This window comes from Pseudomonas sp. BW16M2 (genome assembly GCF_014268865.1).
In the GTDB taxonomy this organism is placed as follows: domain Bacteria; phylum Pseudomonadota; class Gammaproteobacteria; order Pseudomonadales; family Pseudomonadaceae; genus Aquipseudomonas; species Aquipseudomonas peradeniyensis.
In genome coordinates, this window is sequence record NZ_JABWRI010000009.1 from 24,405 (window position 1) to 43,853 (window position 19,449).

Annotated in this window: 6 protein-coding genes; 5 read left to right on the forward strand and 1 reads right to left on the reverse strand. The window is 67.8% G+C overall.

Going from position 1 to position 19,449, the window contains the following annotated elements:
* The first annotated feature begins 78 nt into the window (after positions 1–78).
* The 5 genes from HU735_RS10580 (at position 79) to HU735_RS10600 (ending at position 8,359) form a co-directional block, all read left to right on the forward strand.
* The gene (locus tag HU735_RS10580) at positions 79–1,227 is read left to right on the forward strand and encodes an LLM class flavin-dependent oxidoreductase (protein ID WP_186713455.1); all 1,149 of its coding nucleotides are present in this window, start codon (positions 79–81) and stop codon (positions 1,225–1,227) included.
* Between the two features lie 11 nt (positions 1,228–1,238).
* On the forward strand, positions 1,239–2,306 hold the full coding sequence (locus tag HU735_RS10585) for an ABC transporter substrate-binding protein (protein WP_186713456.1): 1,068 nt from the start codon (positions 1,239–1,241) through the stop codon (positions 2,304–2,306).
* On the forward strand, positions 2,303–3,361 hold the full coding sequence (locus HU735_RS10590) for an ABC transporter substrate-binding protein (RefSeq protein WP_186713457.1): 1,059 nt from the start codon (positions 2,303–2,305) through the stop codon (positions 3,359–3,361). The genes HU735_RS10585 and HU735_RS10590 overlap by 4 nt, the downstream gene beginning before the upstream one ends.
* Before the next feature lie 182 nt (positions 3,362–3,543).
* The gene (locus tag HU735_RS10595; protein WP_186713458.1) at positions 3,544–5,784 is read left to right on the forward strand and encodes a TonB-dependent receptor; all 2,241 of its coding nucleotides are present in this window, start codon (positions 3,544–3,546) and stop codon (positions 5,782–5,784) included.
* 133 nt (positions 5,785–5,917) lie between these two features.
* Positions 5,918–8,359, forward strand: coding sequence for a TonB-dependent receptor (locus HU735_RS10600; protein ID WP_186713459.1), 2,442 nt, complete (start codon positions 5,918–5,920; stop codon positions 8,357–8,359).
* A 66-nt stretch (positions 8,360–8,425) separates the two neighbouring features.
* Here the strand turns inward: HU735_RS10600 and HU735_RS10605 are convergent, their stop codons facing one another.
* Positions 8,426–19,252 carry a peroxidase family protein gene (locus HU735_RS10605; RefSeq protein WP_186713460.1) on the reverse strand — a complete coding sequence of 3,609 codons (10,827 nt, stop codon included), beginning with the start codon at positions 19,250–19,252 and terminating at the stop codon, positions 8,426–8,428.
* Positions 19,253–19,449: the final 197 nt, after the last annotated feature.

Below are 19,449 nucleotides of genomic sequence, written 5' to 3' on the forward strand. Positions count from 1 at the left end.
GCAGTTCCGGCCCTGCAGTGCCATGGCACAGCCGTTGCACCACCCCCCACATCGCCAACCTCCCCTTCAGGAGCTCCCATGACCACCGAATTCTTCTGGCGCCTGCCCCTGGGCACCGACGGGCCGCAACTGTCCACCGACCGCCACACCCGTGGCAACCCGCAGCACCGCCCGGGCCACATCGCCCCCGGCCGCCTGCCCAGCGGCGAGGCCGACGGCTTCACCTACATCGACTATATCGCCCAGGTGGCCAAGGCCGCCGAGCTGGCCGGTTTCGAAGGCGCCTTGCTGCCCACCGGCCCCGAGCCGTGGATCGCCGCCGCGGCGCTGGCCCGCGAGACCCGACGCATCCGTTTCCTGATCGCCTTCCAGGCCACCTGGACCCTGCCCGCCTACGCCGCGCAGCAGGCAGCGATCCTGCAAAACCTCAGCGGCGGGCGGCTGGACTGGAACATCATCACCGGCGGCAACCCGGCCAGCCAGCGCGCCAACGGCGACTTCCTCGAACACGACCTGCGCTACAAGCGCACCGGCGAATTCCTCGACGTGATTCAGGGCCTGTGGACCAACGACAGCTTCTCCTACGAAGGCGACATCTACCGCCTGGAGCACGGCAGCCTGCCACCGGGCCTGGCCCACGAGCGCAAGCCCGGGGTGTACTTCTCCGGTTTCTCCGACGCCGCGCTGGAGGTCGCCGCCCGCCACGCCGACGTCTACCTGAACTGGGCCGAGCCGATCGACACGCTCAAGCCGCATCTCGAACGGGTGCGCGAACTGGCCGACAAGCAGGGCCGCACGGTGCGCTTCGGCCTGCGCGTCGACCTGTTCGCCCGCGAAACCGAAGAGCAGGCCTGGCGCGAGCTGCGCCAGCAGTTCGAACGCCTCGAAGGCAAGAGCAGCGCCATCGCCAAGGGTTTCGTCACAGGCTCCGACTCGGTCGGCGGCGCCCGCCAGGCGGCCTATCACCAGCACCTGCAGGATTTCGACGAACTGAAGCTGGCGCGCAATCTCTGGGCCGGTTTCGCCAAGGCCAAGCCCGGCCCGACCGTGGGCCTGGTGGGCAGCCACCAGAACATCGCCGAGCGCCTGGCCGAATACCGCGACGCCGGCTTCTCGACCTTCATCCTGGCGGCCAACCCGCACCTGGAAGAGGCCCTGCGCATCGGCCAGGAAGTCCTGCCGCTGGTGCAGCAAGCCGCCGCCACGCCGCTCAAGGCCAGCGCCTGAGGAGAACGACCATGAGCCAACCCCTCGACACCCTCTGGTACACCCGCTGTCCGGTGCCCACCGGCCTGGGCATCGCCGTGCAGCAAGGCTGGCTGCAGCAGGACCTGGCGGCCCTGGGCACCCGCGTGCAGTCGCTGCGCGAAGCCGACGAGCAGGCCGTGCGCGAATCGCACTTCGACCACACGTTGCGCAACTCGGTGCGTCACGGCGGCAGCATCCCGGCGATCTGGGCCCGCGCCCAGGGCTGCGAGACCCGCGTGATCGGCCTGTCCTGGGCCGATGAAGTGCAGCTGATCCTGACCCGCCCGGACAGCGCCATCCACAGCGTGCAGGACCTCAAGGGCCGGCGCTTCGGCCTGCCCGACTGGAGCGCGGCGCAGATCGACTTCACCCGCGCCCAGGCCCTGCGCGGCCTGGAAAACGCCCTGAAGCTGCACGGCCTGCAGGTGGGCGACCTGCACCTGGTCAACTACCGCTACCACGGCACCTTCAGCGACCGTCCGGTGCGCAATGTCGCCGGCACGCCAGTGTCCACCGGCCAGGACGAAGGCCGCAACCTGGAGCTGGCCGGCCTGCTGCGCGGCGAGGTGGACGCGATCTTCCTCAAGGGCGCCAGCGCCGTGCAGCTGGCCCACGCCTTCGGCCTGCGCACCGTGATCGACACTGGCAGCCACCCCGACCCGCTGATCCGCAGCAACAACGGCACGCCGCGCACGCTGGCGGTCGACAGCCATCTGCTCGAACGGCACCCGCAGGTAGCCCGCACGCTGCTGGGCAGCGTGCTGCGCGCCGAGCACTGGGCGCAGCAGCACCCGGACGAGACCCGCCGCTACCTGGCCCGCGAAACCAACAGCAGCGAATACTGGGTCGGCGTGGCCTATGGCAACGACGCCCACCTGCGCCTGCGCACCGCCCTGGACGAACAGGCCATCGACGCGCTGCAGGACTTCGTGCAGTTCCTCGCGCGCTGGCGCTTCATCCCGGCCAGCTTCGCGGTGCGCGACTGGATCGACCGGCAGCCGCTGGACGCGCTGCTCGCCGCCCCTTCTGCCATGGACAGGAAACCCATCGCCTTATGAGCAAGCCCCTGGAAACCCTCTGGTACACCCACAGCCCGGTACCCACCGGCCTTGGCATCGCCGTGCAGTCCGGGCGCCTGGCCCAGGCTTTCGCGCCGTTCGGCACGCGCATCCAGTCGCTGCGCGAGTCCAGCGAGCGCGAGGTGCGCGAGGCCCACTACGACCACCACCTGCAGAACTCGGTGCGCCATGGCGGCAGCATCCCGGCGATCTGGGCCTACGCTAGCGGCGTCGAGACCCGGGTGCTGGGGCTGAGCTGGATCGACGAGGTACAGCTGATCCTCACCACCGAAGAGAGCGGCGTGCGTGGCATTCGCGACCTGAAGAACCGCCGCTTCGGCCTGCCCAAGTGGGCCAACGTGCAGATCGACTTCACCCGCGCCCAGGCCCTGCGCGGCCTGGAGAACGCGCTCAAGCTCGAAGGCCTGAACGTGGCCGACGTCGAGCTGGTCGACTACCCCTACGGCGGCACCTACAGCGATGAGCCCAAGCAGCATCTGTACGGTTCGGAGGTGGCGCTGGACACCCGCCGCGTGAGTCGGCGCAACAACGAGTTGATCGGCCTGCTGCGCGGCGACATCGACGCGATTTTCCTCAAGGGTGCCCACGCGGTGCAGCTCGCCCACGAGTTCGGCCTGCGGGTGGTGGTCGACACCGGCAGCCACCCCGACCCGCTGATTCGCAGCAACAACGGCACGCCGCGCACGCTGACGGTGGACACCCACCTGCTGCACGAGCATTTCGAGGCCAGTCGCACCCTGGTCGACACCGTGCTGCGCACCGAGCAATGGGCCTGGGCCAACCCCGAGGACACCCGGCGCTTTCTTGCCCGCGAGCTGAACACCAGCGAGTACTGGGTGGCGGCGGCCTATGGCGAGGATGCCCATCGGCGCCTGCGCACGGCGCTGGATGGCCGCTCCATCGCGGCGTTGCAGGACTTCAGCGAATTCCTTCATCGCTGGGGCTTCATCCCGCGGCGCATCGATGTGCGCGAGTGGATCGATTCGAGCGTGCTGGAGCAGGTGATCGGCTCCACATCGCGATTGGCTGTCTGAACCTGCAAGGGCATTGGGGCAGCCCTGCTGCCCCAGCAACACCCGCCAAACACCCCGCTGCTGCGCCATCCACATCGACCGCTTCAACAACCAATAAATCCTAATAAAAACAGTGCGTTACGAGCCTGGCACAGTCCCTGCTCTGTCTTCCCCAACAACGCTTTCACTCGGGGAGATTCCACATGCACCAGCGCCATCCACTAGCCCGCCAGATCAGCCTCGCGCTGCTGCTGGGCAGCACCGCCAGCCACACCTTCGCCGCCGACGAGAACAAGACCGAACCGGCCCTGGAGACCGTTACCGTCACCGCCCAGCACCGCGAACAGACCCTGCAGGAAGTGCCGGTGGCCGTGTCGGCGATCAAGGGCACGCAACTGGTCGCCGACGGCGTGCGCTCGATGGGCGACATCACCACCTTCGTGCCCAACGCCTCGGCCAAGAACCCCGACGGCGATGGCCGCCCGCGCTGGTACATCCGTGGCCTGGGCACCGGCGACACCGGCGCGGCAACGGTCTACCCGGTGGGCATTTACGCCGACGACGTCTACCTCAACGCGCCCATCGCCGGCGGCGGGCCGCTGTTCGACTTGGAGCGCATCGAGATCCTGCGCGGCCCGCAAGGCACCCTGTACGGCAAGAACACCACCGCCGGCGCGGTCAACGTGATCTCGAAGAAACCGACCTTCGACACCGACGGCTATGGCACGGTCGGTTTCGGCAGCAAGAACGAACGCATCCTCAACGGCGCCCTCGGCGGCACCCTGGTGGACGACAAACTGGCCGGCCGGGTGTCGCTGTACTCCGAGGAACGCGACGGCTTCCAGCACAATGACTTCGATGGCAACAGCTACGGCGACGTCAACAAGAAGGCCGTGCGCCTGCAGTTCCTCGCCCAGCTCAACCCGGACCTGGACGCCCTGCTGAAGATCCACAGCCGCCAGTTCAAGGGCGACGGCAGCAACGGCTCGCTGCCGGTGGGCAGCTACTACAACGTCGGCTACCAGCGCCCCAATGGCCGCGACATCTCCCTCAACGTCAACGAGGACTACCGCCTCGACCACGACGGCGCGTCATTAACCTTCAATTGGTACCTGGGCGACTACACCCTGACCTCGATCAGCGCCTACGACTACATCCGCAACCGCTCCACCACCGACGCCGACTACACCCCCTACGAGGTCAACGGCGCCGCGATCACCGACAACAGTTACCGCCAGTGGTCCCAGGAACTGCGCCTGGCCTCGCCGGAAGACCGTCCGCTGCACTGGCTGCTCGGTGCCCACTACTTCCACGAAGACCTCGACAGCGCCTCGCAGCGCATCGTCACCCCGGGCCCGACACCCAACGGCAGCGGCTCCAACCAGGTCGGCACCACGGCGTTTCGCGACCTGGGTTTCGACCACCGCACCGACAGCTACGCGCTGTTCGGCAACGTCACCTATGACTTCACCGACGACTTCAGCGTGACCGGCGGCCTGCGCTGGACCCAGGAGAAAAAGGACATCGACCTGGACCTGGTGCAGTTGACCCGCGCCAGCGCCAACGGCCCGCTGATCCCCATCGCCGGCGCCGGCAGCAACGGCAACCGCCAGCAAGACAAGACCTGGGAAGCCTGGACCTACGATCTGACCCCGGAATACCGCATCAACGACAACCTGCGGGTGTTCTTCCGCTATGCCCATGGTTTCCGTTCCGGCGGTTTCAACACGGGGCTTTCCACCAGCCTGGCGCAGCTGACCACGGTCGACCCGGAAGAGCTGGACGCCTACGAACTGGGGCTGAAGTCCGAGTGGTTCGACCGGCGCCTGACGGTCAACGCCAACGTCTTCTATTACGACTACTCGGACATCCAGGTGAACCTGCTGACGGTCAACAACGGCGTGCTCACCACCGCCTTGACCAACGGCGCCAAGGGCAAGGTCAAGGGCGCCGAGCTTGAGATCGAAGGCCAGCCCACCGAGCGCCTGCACCTGCGCGCGGCCGTGTCGTTCCTCGATACCGAGTACACCGATTTCAAGAACACCAACCCCACCACCGGCGCGGTGACCGGCGACTACAGCGGCAACAGCTTCGTGCGCTCGCCGCGCAACGTGGTGTCGCTGGGCGCCGACTACACCCTGCCGCTGGACGTGCCCGGACGCGTGGTGGCCGGGGGCGACGTGAGTTTCCGCGACAAGGAGTACTTCCTCGCCGACCGCCAGAGCAGCGCCGACCAAACCCTCAGCCAGCCGCACTACACCCTGGCCAATGCGCGTCTGAGCTGGTTCAGCGCCGACGACAAGCTCAGCGTTACCGGCTTCGTCAACAACCTCACCGACCGCCGCTACCAGGTGCATGGCCGGCCCAACGGCGGTGCCGGGCAGTACGTGATCACCTACGGCGACCCGCGCACCGTGGGGATGAGCGTTACCAGCCGGTTCTAGGTCGCCGTTTGCGGCCCTATCGCGGGGCAAGCCCGCTCCCACGCCAACGCTGCCGTTGCAGGTCTGGCGTGGAAGCGGGCTTGCCCCGCGACAGGGCCGGCACAGTCCACACTTCTTTTCAGCAGGAATCCCCATGCCCCACCACCACCCCTTGGCCCTGAGCCTGGCCATCGGCAGCCTCGCCGTGCCCGCGCTGGCCGCCGAATCCACCGACCGCCTCGACACCGTGGTCGTGGTCGGCACCCACCGCAGCGACCTCACCGCCCTGCAAAGCGCCGCCCCGGTGGACGTGCTCAGCGGCGAAAAGCTCCAGGAAACCGGCGCCCGCGACCTGTCCGGCGCCCTCACCGCGCTGTCGCCCTCGTTCAACTACCCGCAGTCGCCACAAGGCGCCTTCGCCGGCTCCATCGCCCAGGGCGCCTCGCTGCGCGGCCTGGCCTCCGACCAGGTGCTGGTGCTGGTCAACGGCAAGCGCCGCCACACCAGCGCCAACGTCACCCGCCAGGGCCTGGCCAACGGCCGTGGCGCGGCGGCGGTGGACCTGAGCCTGATTCCGCTGGTGGCAGTCGAGCGGGTGGAGATCCTGCGCGACGGCGCCGCCGCCCAATACGGCTCTGACGCCATCGCCGGGGTGATCAACATCGTGCTCAAGGAGCGCGACCAAGGCGGCAACCTCGGCTACCGTTTCGGCGGCTACGACAAGGGCGACGGCCTGCAGCGCAAGCTCAGCGGCTGGAAAGGCTTCGCCCTGCCCAATGACGGATTCCTCACCCTGGCCTTCGATGCCGGCAGCCAGGACCCGGCCAGCGACACCCGCGACGACAACCGGATCTTCTACCCCGGCTCCACCAGCACCGCGACCCCGCGCGAGCAGAACAACCGCTACCGCAACTGGCGCTGGGGCTCGGGCAATGTCTCGGACCAGTACAACTTCACCGCCAACGCCGAAATGGGGCTGGGCGATGGCCTGAGCGCCTACGGCCTGGCCACCTACGCGCACAAGAACACCGACGCCGAGAACTTCTTCGACCCGCCCACCACCCTGCGCAGCAACTACGGTAGCGTGGCCCTGGCGCGCTACCCGGACGGGCGCCTGCCGATCACCCGCTACGGCCTGGAGGACCATGCCGTCACCGGCGGCCTGCGCTACGAGGACGAGACCCTCGGGCACTTCGACCTGGCCCTGAACCATGGCAACAACCGCGTCGACTCCACCGACCGCGATGCCATCAACCCCAGCTGGGGCACGGCCAGCGCCTCGACCCTCTACACCGGCCGGCGCGAGGCCGACCAGACCAACCTGACCCTGGACTGGACCCGCGACTTCGCCACCGACCTGCTGTTCAAGCCACTGACGGTGTCCGCCGGCCTGACCTGGCGCGAGGAAAACTACCAGCTCAGCGCCGGCGATGCCCAGGGCTGGCAGAACGGGCCGCTGTTCAATACCGTCGACCCGCTGACCGGGCGGCGCATTCCCGGCTACTACTCGGGTATCACCCAGGTCGACGCCGCCGCCCTCGACCGCCGGGTGATCGGCGCCTACTTCGACCTCGAAGGACAGATCACCGAGCAATTCCAGGCCGGCTTCGCCCTGCGCAGCGAGCATTACTCCGACTTCGGCGACACCACCAACGGCAAGCTGTCGCTGCGTTACGATTTCACCCCCGAGATCGCCGCCCGGGCCAGCGCCAGTACCGGCTACCGCGCACCCTCGCTGGTGCAGTCGGGGCTGTCGTCGTTCAGCGTGCAGGTGGTCGAGCAGCCGCCGGGCAGCGGCAACTGGGTCGAGGTGCAACAGCGCACCCTGCGCGCCGACAGCCCCGAGGCGCGGCTGCTGGGCGGCAAGGCGCTCAAGCCCGAGGAGTCGACCAACTTCTCGGTCGGCCTGGTATGGCGTCCGCTGGCCAACGCGTCGCTGACCGTCGATGCCTACCGTATCGACATCGACAACCGCATCACCCTGTCCGACCAGCTGCCGGCCTCGGTGGTCGGGCCGATCTTCGCCGGCACGCCGTACGCCAACATCCAGAGCGCGGCGTTCTACAGCAATATCGCCGACACCCGCACCGACGGTATCGAACTGGCCGGGCACTACCAGCTCGACCTCGGCGCCTGGGGCCGGCTGGACCTCAACGGCGGCTATGCGCGCACCAACACGCGCATCACCGGGCTGGACGATGTCGGCGGCATTGCCGGCGACCAGATCATCGGCCGCAACACCCAGGGGCTTATCGAGGACGGCACGCCCAAGGACAAGCTGACCCTGAGCGCCAACTGGCAGTACCAGGGCTGGAACGTGACCGTGGCCCAGCGCCGCTACGGCCAGTGGCAGAACCGCAACGCCGCCAATCCGGCGCTGGACCAGACCTTCGGCGCGCAGTGGGTGACCGACCTGGACGTGGCCTACCGTTTCGGGCTGGGACTGACCTTGTCGGTGGGTGCGATCAACCTGTTCGACAGCCACCCCGACAAGCTCGAGGGCGCGCAGTTGTACGGCGTGCCGAAGTACTCGATCACCAGCCCCGAAGGGGCGCAGGGGGCGTTCTACTACACCAGCCTGAGCTACGATTTCTGATGGCCCATCGCGGGCAAGTCCACTCCTGCAGGAGCGGGCTTGCCCGCGACAGCGGCACACGCTCCCTCAAGACGCGAGGATAAAGTCCGCCGCCGTCACACTGGTCGCATCCCCCACCCCGACCAGGCGGATGGAGTCAGGCCCACCGAAACTGACCAGCGTATCGGCGCCGACATCGGCAATGCTGACACTGACGGCAAAACTCGCCGCGGTAATGCTCAGCGCCGTGATATCCAGCCGGTCCTGGCCGCCTGCCGGGGCGGCGTCGAAACCGAACACCTGGTCGGTGCCGAAGCCTGCGGCGAACTGGAAGATATCGTTGCCGTCGTTGGCCACCAGCGAGTCATTGCCGGCACCACCGCTGACGATGTCGTCACCGGCCCCGCCATCGACGAAGTCGTTGCCGTTGCCGCCCTGCACGACATCGTTGCCGCCACCGCCCAGCACCGTGTCGTTGCCGTCGCCACCGACCAGCACATCGATGCCGACGCCACCGTCGAGGTTGTCGTTGCCCGCCCCGGCCTGCAGCGTGTCGTTGCCGACACCGCCATTGAGCGAATCATCGCCATCCCCCCCGTCAAGACTGTCATCGCCGCCGCCCCCGTTCAGGCTGTCGGCGCCGAGGCCACCGATCAGCTGGTCGTTGCCGGCATCGCCGTTGAGCGTGTCGTTGCCGGCGTTGCCGACCAGGGTATCGTTGCCGCCGTCGCCACTGAGGGTGTCGTTGCCGGCACCGCCGGTGATGACGTTGTTCAGCCCGTTGCCGGTGCCGACGAAGTTGCCGACGCCGGTGTAGGTCAGGTTCTCGACGTTGGCAGCCAGGCTGTAGCTGGCCAGCGCGGTCAGCACGGTGTCGATGCCGCCGCCACCCGCCTCGACCACCACATCCGACGTGGAGTCGACGATATAGGTGTCGTTGCCGGCACCGCCCACCATCCGGTCACCGCCGGCACCGCCATTGAGCTGGTCGTTGCCGGCCCCGCCGGTGAGGGTGTTGGCCAGCGCGTTGCCGGTGCCGGTGAAGTTGCCGCTGCCGGTGAAGGTGAGGTTCTCGACGTTGGCGCCAAGCTGATAGCTGAGCAAGCTGGTCTGCACCAGGTCGGTACCGCCACCGACCGCCTCGACGACACTGTCGCCGGCATTGTCGACCACGAAGGTGTCGTTGCCGAGGCCGCCGTCCATGGCATCCGCGCCAACGCCACCGTTGAGGGTGTCGTTGCCGTCCTCGCCGAACAGCAAGTCACCGTCGTCACCGCCGTTGAGGATGTCGTTGCCCGCCCCACCGAACAGCTGGTCCACGGCGCCCAGGCCATTGAGCGTGTCGTTGCCGCCCAGACCGCGCAGCACGTCGTTGCCCGCGCCGCCGGTGAGGGTGTTCGCCGCGTTGGTGCCCACCAGGGTGACGCCCGTCAGCAGGCGCACCGCCGTGGTCGCGGCGGAGGTCACGGTTTCCTGGGCGCCGAAGCCGTCGGTGTAGCGCACGATCACCCGCAGTTGCTGGTTGCCCTGGGCGAAGCCCGGGGTGTAGCTCGCCGTGGTGGCGCCGGCGATGTCGACGAAGTTGCCACCCACGCCCTGCTGCCACTGGAAGCTGAAGGCGCCCAGCCCGTCGAGGTCGGCGATGCCGGCGGTCGAGGCGATCAGCAGCTGCCCCTGGTCCGGCGTGGTGTCGCTGATCAGCACCGTGCCGGTCGGCGCGTCGTTGACGTTGGCCACCGGTCCGAGGATGTCGGAGGCGGCGCGCTCGGCCACGCCGAAGGTATCCACGTAGCCCACCTGCACCCGGACATGCTGGCCGACCTGGGTCTGGCCAAGGGTGAAGGTACTGGCGGTGGCACCGGCGATATCGACCCAGCCGGCGCCGTTGTTCATCTGCCATTGGAAGGTGAACGGCGCGCTGCCGATGCCGTCGGCGTCGACGATAGTCGCCGGGTTGGCGCTCAGCACCTGGTTCTGCACCAGCAGCCCGGCCACGGCGGGTCCGCTGCTGGGCGCGCTGTTGGCCGAGGAGTCGACGATCTCCAGGGTGCCCTTGGCATCCTGGTACACCGCCCGCACGCGGATGTTCAGGCCGGCGACATCGTCTGCCACCCGGTAGGTGCTGCCGATCGCCCGCGAGACCTCGCCGGCGGCGACGAAGGTGATGTCCTCGTAGACGCCCGTGCCGGGGATGTTCTCCACCTGCCAGTAGTAGGCCACCGGTCCGCTCAGCGCGCCGCTGGGGTTGCTCGCGCCCTGGTTGTCGGCATCGTGCACCGCCAGGTCGCTGACCCGCAGCAACTGCCCGGCCACGGGCGTGTCATCGCGCAGGCCGGTGGCATCGTCGACGATCGCCAGGTGGCCGCTGGGGCCGTTGTTCACCGCGCTGCCCACGCCGGAAGCCTGGGCGCCGTCGGCGAACTGCAGACGCTCGATGCCGGTCAGGCGATCGACGCCGTCGCGTCCGACCACCGTGTCGGTGACGATCACCGTGTTGCCTTCGACGACGATGCGGTAGTCCGTGGCGATACCGGAGAACAGCGCGGTGTCGTACTGGTCGGTACCGCTGAGGATCTCCCGCACGATCACCAGCTGGCCGGGGTTGTAGGTGCCCTTGAGCATCAGCGGCACCATCGGCTCCATGCTGTCGAACGAGGCGATCTCCGGCCCGCTGCCATCGCTGTTGGCCCGCACGCTGATGCGCACGTTCAGCCACTTGTCGCCGTCGAGGATATCGTCGCCGCCACGCCCTTCGATCAGGTCGCTGCCACTGCCACCGAGGATGATGTTGCCGCCATCATAGAAGGTCGCACCGACGGGCAGCAGCCCGGCCAGGCCGTTGATCAGGCTGATGTTGGTGAGCACGCTGCCGGTGGCCCCGGCGGTCGGCAGCGAGGTGGCGTCCTCGTTGTCGCCGCGCAGGAAGTCACCGTGCGCCGAGCCCGACAGCCCTTCCATGATGTCGAAGCGCACCAGCGCCGAGGCCCCCGAGCCCGGTACCGGCGGCACATCGAAGAAGCGGTCGCTGTAGTCGACGGTCACGCCCTGGGCCAGGCCCTTGAAGGTCGCCCAGTCATAGCCGGAGCCGCCGATGTAGCGATCGCCGAAGCCGAGGCTGCCGACCATGATGTCGTCGCCGCCTTCACCGTTGAACTTGTCGTTCTCGTTGCCGCCGACGAACACGTCGTTGCCGATCACCGGGTCGTTGCCGAGGGGGTCGAAGTTGTCGCCGGGGGCGCCGTCCGAGGTGCCCTTCTCGATCCAGTCGTCGCCTTCGTTGCCCATGTCCTGCTCGTTGGCCTTGCTGCCGAGGATGAAGTCGTTGCCCTGGCCGCCGATGGCCTCGGAAGCATCCTCGCCGGTGACGATGAAGTCGTTGCCGAAACCGCCGATGATCAGGTTGACGCCATTGCCGCCATGCAGCACATCGTTGCCGTCGCCGCCCTGGATGTTGTCGTCGCCGCCCATGTCGCTGATGATGTCGTCGCCGGCACCGCCGCGCAGCTGGTCGTTGCCGTAGCCGCCTTCGATACGGTCGTTGCCGCCGTCGCCCCAGACCGTGTCGTCGCCTTCGCTGGAGACCAGGATGTCGTCGCCCTGGGTGCCGCCCAGCACGATGTGCTGGTCACCGGCATAACGGATGTAGTTGCTGTCGGGCCCTTCGGTCAGCGGGCTGTCGCGGAACACCACCTGCTGGCCGTTGTCGCCGAGCGGGTCGGCGTTGCCCAGGCCGTCGTTGTACTGCTTGCTGCGGTCCAGCTCCAGGTAGAACCCGGGGTCGGAGAACACCAGGCCCGGCAGGTGCGTGGCCGAGGTGTTGGCCATGATCAGCTTGGCGAACGAGTTGCTTTCCAGCTCGGCGTTCATCGACAGGCCGGCGGTGCGCTCCAGGTAATAGAAGCGGTCGCCGTCCTGCAGTTTCTCCAGCTGGTTCTCGAACACGAAGTTGAAGGTGCTGCCGAGCATGCCGCCGAACGGGGTCTTGGCCTCGGCCAGGCCGCCGATCCACAGGTCGATGGCATCGACGCCGGTCACGGTCACGCCCTTGAGGTCATCGACAGTGCCCAGCACCCCGTCCTTGCCCGCCAGCGTCACGTTGGCCCAGCTGCCACTGCCGTTGAGGAAGTCCAGGCGGTCGGACGGCGCGTCCGCGCCACCGAACACCAGGGCCAGGGCCGCGGCGCGCTTGCCGTCGAGGGTGGTGGCCGAGGTGATGGAGCCGTGGGTGCCGTAGGCGGCGATGAAGTTGATCAAGGACTCCGGATGCTTGAGGTGCTGCACCAGGTCGACCCAGCTGGTGTAGGGCTTGAGCTGGGTATCGCCGGTCTGCCCGAAGATGTCGCGGCGCACGGCGTTGAGCGAGGGGATGCCGACATCGCGGCCACGGGCGATGTTGATCGCCGGCAGGTCCAGCGGCAGGCCGAGCAGGTTGTTGCGCAGCGCCTCGGTGACGAACTCGTCGATCTCGTTGCCGGCCTGACGGGTCACCCCGCGCACGATGGCGCTGGTCGCCTCCTCGGGGGTCACGCCGCTGGCGGCGTAGGCCAGCGGGTTGAGGAACGCCGCGATCAGGCCCATCTGCTGCTCGGGGTTGGCGCTGGCCGGGTCGCCGATCACCTTGAAGTCGATGTCGAAGCGGTCGACGGTTTCGGTCAGCATCGAGTGGCCGAAGCGGTACACGGTGTGCGCGAACTCGGCGACGATCGAGGCATCGAGGTCGACGTCGTAGACCTGGGTCGGGGCGAAGAACAGGTCGACGCGCGGCTGGATGGTGCGGGCGAATTCCTCGAACACCAGGTGCTGGTACTGCATCTCGGTGCCGAACTTGGCCGCCTGGAACAACCGCTCGCCGTTCCACACCAGGGCATCGATCTCGGCCTGGCTGGCGGGCAAGGCGCTGACCGGGGTCAGCAGCCACTCGTTGAGGAAGGCCAGATCGCCCGAGTCGAGCACGGTGTCCTGGGTCTGCGCCACCAGCCGGTTGTGCTCGGCATGGAAGATCGCATGCACCGCGGTCAGGCCGATGTTCTCGTTGACCCGGCCATCGCCGGCGATGTAGTGGGCGTCCAGCAGTTCATTGTCGTAGGCCAGGTTGGCGCCGGTGTGCGGGTTGACCGGCACGGCGTTGCCGGTGGCGCTGTCGGCATCCGGCGCCAGCACGCCGCCGATGGACACCGGCACGGCATTGTGGGCGATGTCGGCGAGGAACTGGTGGCCGGTGCGCACGGCGTTGGCCAGGTCGATCGGCGCCAGCGGGTTGCCTTCGACCAGCACATCGTCGGCGGTACCGCCCAGGCCGTCGGCGCCCTTCATCACCACCATCGGATAGCCATGCGGCCCCTTGATGAAGTTGCCGTAGGCATCGGTGGCCAGCAGCGGCACGTTGTCGACGTCGGCGTCGGTCAGGTGGATGCCGAGGATGTCGTTGGCCTGGGCCTTGACCACCTTCCAGGTGGCCATGCCACCGATCTCGCTGTCGTCAGCGGTGCCGAACTTGCCGTCGGCGCCCAGGTCGCGGTTGGTGATCAGCCGGCCGGTGGCGATGGGGCCACTGGCGGTGAGCTGGTAGCCGCGCAGGAAGACCTGGTGCGAGGGGTGCGAGCTGTAGGTCTGGTTCTGGTCGACGAACGGCGTGGTGGTGTTGGTGTGCTCGTGGATATCGTCGGCGTTGCCGAGGATGCCGTCCGGCCCCGGCAGGTTGGTGGCCCGGGTCAGCACCATGAAGTTGGCGGCACCACCCGGCACGTACAGCGGGTCGTCCGGCTGCAAGGGTATGAAGATGGTTCCCGAACCGCCCTTGGTGACCAGGTCCAGGCCGTGGTCGAAGAACTGGCCGAAGAAGGTCATCCAGGCGTTGAACGGCGCCGACAGCCCGGCATCCGCCGAGGTGTTCTCGAACAGGAAGACATCATGGTCGTCGCCGGTGCCGAACTGGCCGTCCATGCCTGGGCTGGCGACCACCCGCACACCGTCCTTGAGCTGGTCGTCGTTACCGGGCGTGCCGAAGTCCAGCACGCCATTGGCGCCGGGGTCGTAGGCGCTGGCGTAGGCCGCCGGGTTGTTCGAGGTCTGGTCGACGATCAGGTTGCTGATGGTGCGCGGCTCCGAGTCGAACACGTAGCCGCTGGTCTGCTGGTAGGTCGAGCCGGGAATGGCCGGTGAGCCGGGGCCGAAGAACCCGGCAGGCGCGCCCTCGGCGGCATTGAACACCGGGTCGGTCAGGCGCGGGAAGACATTGTCGGCGGCGCCATACTCGGTGTGGTCATGGCCATTGAGGTTCATCAGGTTGTTGTTCGAACCGTCGACCGCGCGCAGGCCCAAGGGTGCGCGGATGTTGGGGATCAGCGAGAGGATGTCCTGCCCGGCGGCATCCGCTTCGGCGATCTTGATCTGGGCAAGGATGAAGTTGAGGTCGGAGCGGACCATGTGCAGGCCCTCGCCCCCCGCGCTGGCATCGACCACCGGCGTGGGCGCGGTCGGCACCACCGGCGCGCCGGCCTCGACCACGCTGGTGGGCGCGGAGAACAGCACCTCGGTGGTGCCGTGGGCGTCCTGGTAGATCGCCTTGACCCGAAGCGACAGGCCTACCAGATCCGGCGACACCTTGAACGCGGTGCCATCGGCGCTCTGGAACGCCAGGTCGCCGGCCGGCAGCAGGATGATGTCCTGGAACACGCCGCTGCCGGGGTCGGCCTCGAACTGCCAGTAGTAGGACACCGAGGCATTGACCAGGGTGCCCAGCGGGTTGCCCGCCGTGACGTTGTCGCCGTCGCGCACCCCGGCCATGCTCACGCTGAGGATATCGCCCACGGTGATCGCGCCACCGTTGCCGTCACTGAGGCTCGGGCTGCCAGTCGGCTGCGCGTTCAGGCCCGGCACCAGCACGCGCTGGGCATCGGCGAACTGCAGGCGCTCGATGTGCAGCAGGGTATCGGTGCCGTCACGCCCGGCCACGGTATCGGCCACGGTCCATACATCGTCCGCCAGATCGGCGGTGCCGCGGGTGTCCTGGGTCACCACATACTCGGCCTGCACCCCGGAGAACACCGCGGTGTCGAAGGCCGCGCCGCCAGTCGAGGTGCCGGGCAGGATTTCCCGGATGGCCTTGAGCTGGCCGGGGTTGTAGGTGCGGTCGAGCATGAACGGGATCATCTCGACCATGCTGTCGAAACTGGCGATTTCTGGCCCCGTGTGGTCGACGTCATCAGCGGCGTAGACCGCGATACGCACGTTGAGCCACTTGTCGCCGTCGATCAGGTCGTCGCCGCCACGGCCCTCGATCAGGTCGCTGCCATTGCCGCCCAGCAGGATGTTGCCGGTGGCAAAGCCCGTGGTCGGCAGCCCCGCGTCGGTGAGGAACTGCGCCAAGCCGCGGATCAGCGCGACATTGCTCAGGGCGCTGCCGGTGGTGCCGCCATGGTTGAGGATGGTGACCGCATCGACGTCGTCGCCCTTGAGCACGTCGGCGAAGCGCGAACCGGACAGCCCCTCGACCTCGGCGAAGCGATCGAGGATCGACGCCGGCGAAGCGCCGACCGGGTTGAACACCCCGGCGTTCTGATTCGGCGCGTTGCCATGGGGCTGCGCCAGCGCGGCCAGGCTCAGGTCGGCGGTGACACCTACCTGGTCGTTCTTGTAGGTGATCCAGTCGAAGCCGGACATGCCGTCCATCTTGTCCTGGGCATCGCTACCGACAAAGATGTCGTCGCCGCCCTCGCCGATCATTTCGTCGAAGCCGCCGCCGCCGACGAAGATGTCGTTGCCCACCACTTCATCGGTAAGCAGCGGCGCGAAGTTGTCGCCCGGCGCGCCGTCCTGGGTGCCCTTCTCGATCCAGTCGTCGCCTTCGTTGCCGGTGGGCGGCAGGTTGGTCTTGGCGCCGAGGATGAAGTCGTCGCCCTGTCCGCCGAAGGTGGTGCTGATGTCCTCGGTGGTGATGATGAAGTCCTGGCCGTCGCCGCCGAGGATCAGGTTGCCGGCGGCGAGCATGCTGCCGGCGACGACCACGTCGTTGCCGGCGTTGCCTTCCAGGCGGTTGTCGCCGAACGAATCGGTGATGATGTCGTCGCCTGCGCCACCGAGCACGGCATCGTTGCCGGCTCCGCCCTCGAGGTAGTCGTTGCCGCCATCGCCATAGAGCGTGTCGTCGCCTTCGCCGGAAAGGATGATGTCATCGCCCGAGGTACCGCCGAGCACCACATGGTCCTCGCCGGTGTAGTGCAGGTAGTTGCCGTCCGGTCCCACGGTGTCGGGGTTGTCGCGAATGACCAGCGGCACGATCTCCACGCCGTTGATTTCGATCCCTCCGGTGGGGTCGGCGCGACCGTCGCCGCCAAGGCCGGTGAACTGGTTGGCCTGGTTGACCTCGAGGGTGAAGGTCGGGGTGAGGAACACGGTGTTGGACAGGTGGGTGACATCCGAGTTGGCCATGATCAGCTTGGCGAACGAGTTGTTCTCCAGCTCCGCGCCGAAGTTAAGGCCCGCGGTACGCGACAGGTAATAGAAGCGGTCGCCGTTCTGCAGGGCCTCCAGCTGGGTCTCGAAGACGAAGTTGAAGGATGAGCCGAGCATGCCGCCGAAGGGCATCTTCTGCTCGGCCAGGCCGCCGACCCAGAAGTCGATGGCGTCGACCCCGGTCACGGTTACCCCGGTCAGGTCATCCGCGGTGCCGAGCACGCCGTCCTTGCCGGCCTTGGTCACGTTGGCCCAGGCGCCGGTGCCGTTGAGGAAGTCCAGGCGGTCGGACGGCGCGCCGCTGCCGCCCAGCACCAGGGCCAGGGCGGCGGCGCGCTTGTCGACCAGGGTGGCCGCCGAGGTGATCGAGGCGTGAGTGCCGTAGGCGGCGATGAAGTTGACCAGCGACGCGGGGTGCTTGAGGTGGTCGGCAAAGTCGACCCAGCTGATATAGGGCTTGAGCTGGCTGTCGCCGGTCATGGCGTAGAACTCGCGCCGCGCCTCGTTGAGCGAGGGGATGCCGGTGTCGCGGCCACGGGCCAGGTTCAGCGCCGGCAGGTCCAGGGGCAGGCCGAGCAGGTTGTTGCGCAGCGCCTCGGTAACGAATTCGTCGATCTCGTTGCCGAGCTGGCGGGTCACGCCACGGATGATCGCCCCGGCCGCTTCATCGGCGGTGGCGCCGCTGCCGGCGAAGGCCAGCGGGTTGAGGAAGGCGGCAATCAGGCCCAGTTGCTGGTCCGGGTTGTCCGGATCGCTGAGGATCGGGTTGAACGCCGGGTCGAAGCGGTCGACGGTCTCGGTCAGCATCGAGTGGCCGAAGCGGTACACCACATGGGCGAATTCGGCGAGGATCGCCGGGTTGATCGAGGTGTCGTAGCCACTGGGGGCGAGGAACTCGTCGATCTGTGGCTGGATGGTGCGGGCGAACTCCTCGAACACCAGGTGCTGGTACTGCATCTCGGTACCGAACCTGGCCGCCTGGAACAGGCGTTCGCCATTCCACACCAGCGCCGCTACCTCGGCGGGCGTGGCGGGCAAGGCGGCCACATCGTCGATCAGCCACTCGTTGAGGAACGCCAGGTCGCCCGAGGCGAGGATGGTGTCCTTGGTCTGCTGGACCAGGCGATTGTGCTCGGAGTGGAACACGTGGTGCACGGCGGTCAGGCCGATGTTCTCGTTGACCCGGCCGTCACCGGCGATGTAGTGGGCGTCGAGCAGTTCGTTGTCGTAGGTCAGGTTGTTGCCGCCCGGGCCCATGGGCTGGGTATTGCCCACGGCACTGTCGGCATCGGCCTGCAGCACCCCGCCGACCAGCACCGGCTCGGCGTTGTGGGCGATGTCGTCGAGAAAACCATGGCCGGTGCTCACGGCATTGGCCAGGCTGATGGGCGCGGCGCGGTTGCCTTCGACCAACTGGGTGACGTCGTCGGCGGTGCCGGCAATGCCGTCGGCGCCATTGCCCACGCGGATCACCACCTGCGGCATGCCGTTGGGTCCGCGCAGGAAGTTGCCATAGGCGTCGGTGGCCAGCAGTGGCACCCGGTGCACTTCGGCGTCGGTCAGGTTGATGCCGAGGATGTCGCGGGCCTGGGCCTTGACCACGGCCCAGGTGGCCATGCCGCCGTTCTCGCCGTTGCCATCGTCGCTGGTGCCGAACTTGCCATCGGCGCCCAGGTCACGGTTGGTGATCAAGCGCCCGGTGGCCACCGGGTGACCGGCCGCGTCGAGGGCGTACTCGCGCAGGAATACCTGGTGCGAGGGGTGCGAGCTGTAGGTCTGGCTCTGGTCGACGAAGGGCGAGGTGGTGTTGGGCTGGCCATCGTCGGCGGTTCCGACCACGCCATCGGCGCCGGCCGTGCGCACGGCACGCGGCAGCACCATGAAGTTGGTCGGGCTGTTGGCCACGTACAGCGGGTCGTCCGGTTGCAGCGGGATGAACACCATCTGGCTGCTGCTCTTGGTGACCAGGTCCAGGCCGTGGTCGAAGAACTGACCAAAGAAGGTCATCCAGGCGTTGAAGCCGGCAGTCAGGCCGGCGTCCGGCGACTGGTTGGGAATGAAGAACACCTCTTTGTCATCGGCGGTGCCAAACACCCCGTCGATGCCGGGGCTGAGCACCGGGGCGGCGCCGCCGTTGGCGTCGACCGCGGCCGGGTTGTTGGCGGTCTGGTCGACGATCAGGTTGCTGATGGTGCGCGGCTGGCTGTCGCTCACCGTGCCGGTGCCGGAATACGCCGCCCGGTACTGGGCATCCATCAGGCGCAGGAAGGCGTTGTCCGAGGCGCCGAACTCGCTCTGCCCGGTCACCAGGTTGTTGTAGCTGCCGTCGACGGTGCGCAGGCCGAACGGCACCTGGCTGTTGGGCAGCAAGTCGATGAGGCTGGCGCCCTGGGCGTGGGCCTCGGCGATGAAAATCTGCTGGAGAATGAATTGCAGGTCGGACTTGCTGAAATTGGCCATGATGGTTGACCTCTGTCTGTCGGGAGCGAGGCGCAGGCGCCCGTCGCGCCCGGTCGGTGGCGTGCACGGTCATGCGGTTGGTTTTTTTATGGCGAATACGGGTGCGCGACAGCGTTACCCGTCGTGCGGGCTACGTGCCTCGGATTCGCGAAGGTTCAGGGCTCGCCGTCGCTCAGGCGCGGCGCTCCCAGGCCCGG

Excerpts from the sequence above, each read along its gene's own strand:
- HU735_RS10580 (WP_186713455.1), top strand. The coding sequence starts at position 79 with ATGACCACCGAATTCTTCTGGCGCCTGCCCCTGGGCACCGACGGGCCG.
- HU735_RS10590 (WP_186713457.1), top strand. The coding sequence starts at position 2,303 with ATGAGCAAGCCCCTGGAAACCCTCTGGTACACCCACAGCCCGGTACCC.
- HU735_RS10585 (WP_186713456.1), top strand. The coding sequence starts at position 1,239 with ATGAGCCAACCCCTCGACACCCTCTGGTACACCCGCTGTCCGGTGCCC.
- HU735_RS10595 (WP_186713458.1), top strand. The coding sequence starts at position 3,544 with ATGCACCAGCGCCATCCACTAGCCCGCCAGATCAGCCTCGCGCTGCTG.
- HU735_RS10605 (WP_186713460.1), bottom strand. The coding sequence starts at position 19,252 with ATGGCCAATTTCAGCAAGTCCGACCTGCAATTCATTCTCCAGCAGATT.
- HU735_RS10600 (WP_186713459.1), top strand. The coding sequence starts at position 5,918 with ATGCCCCACCACCACCCCTTGGCCCTGAGCCTGGCCATCGGCAGCCTC.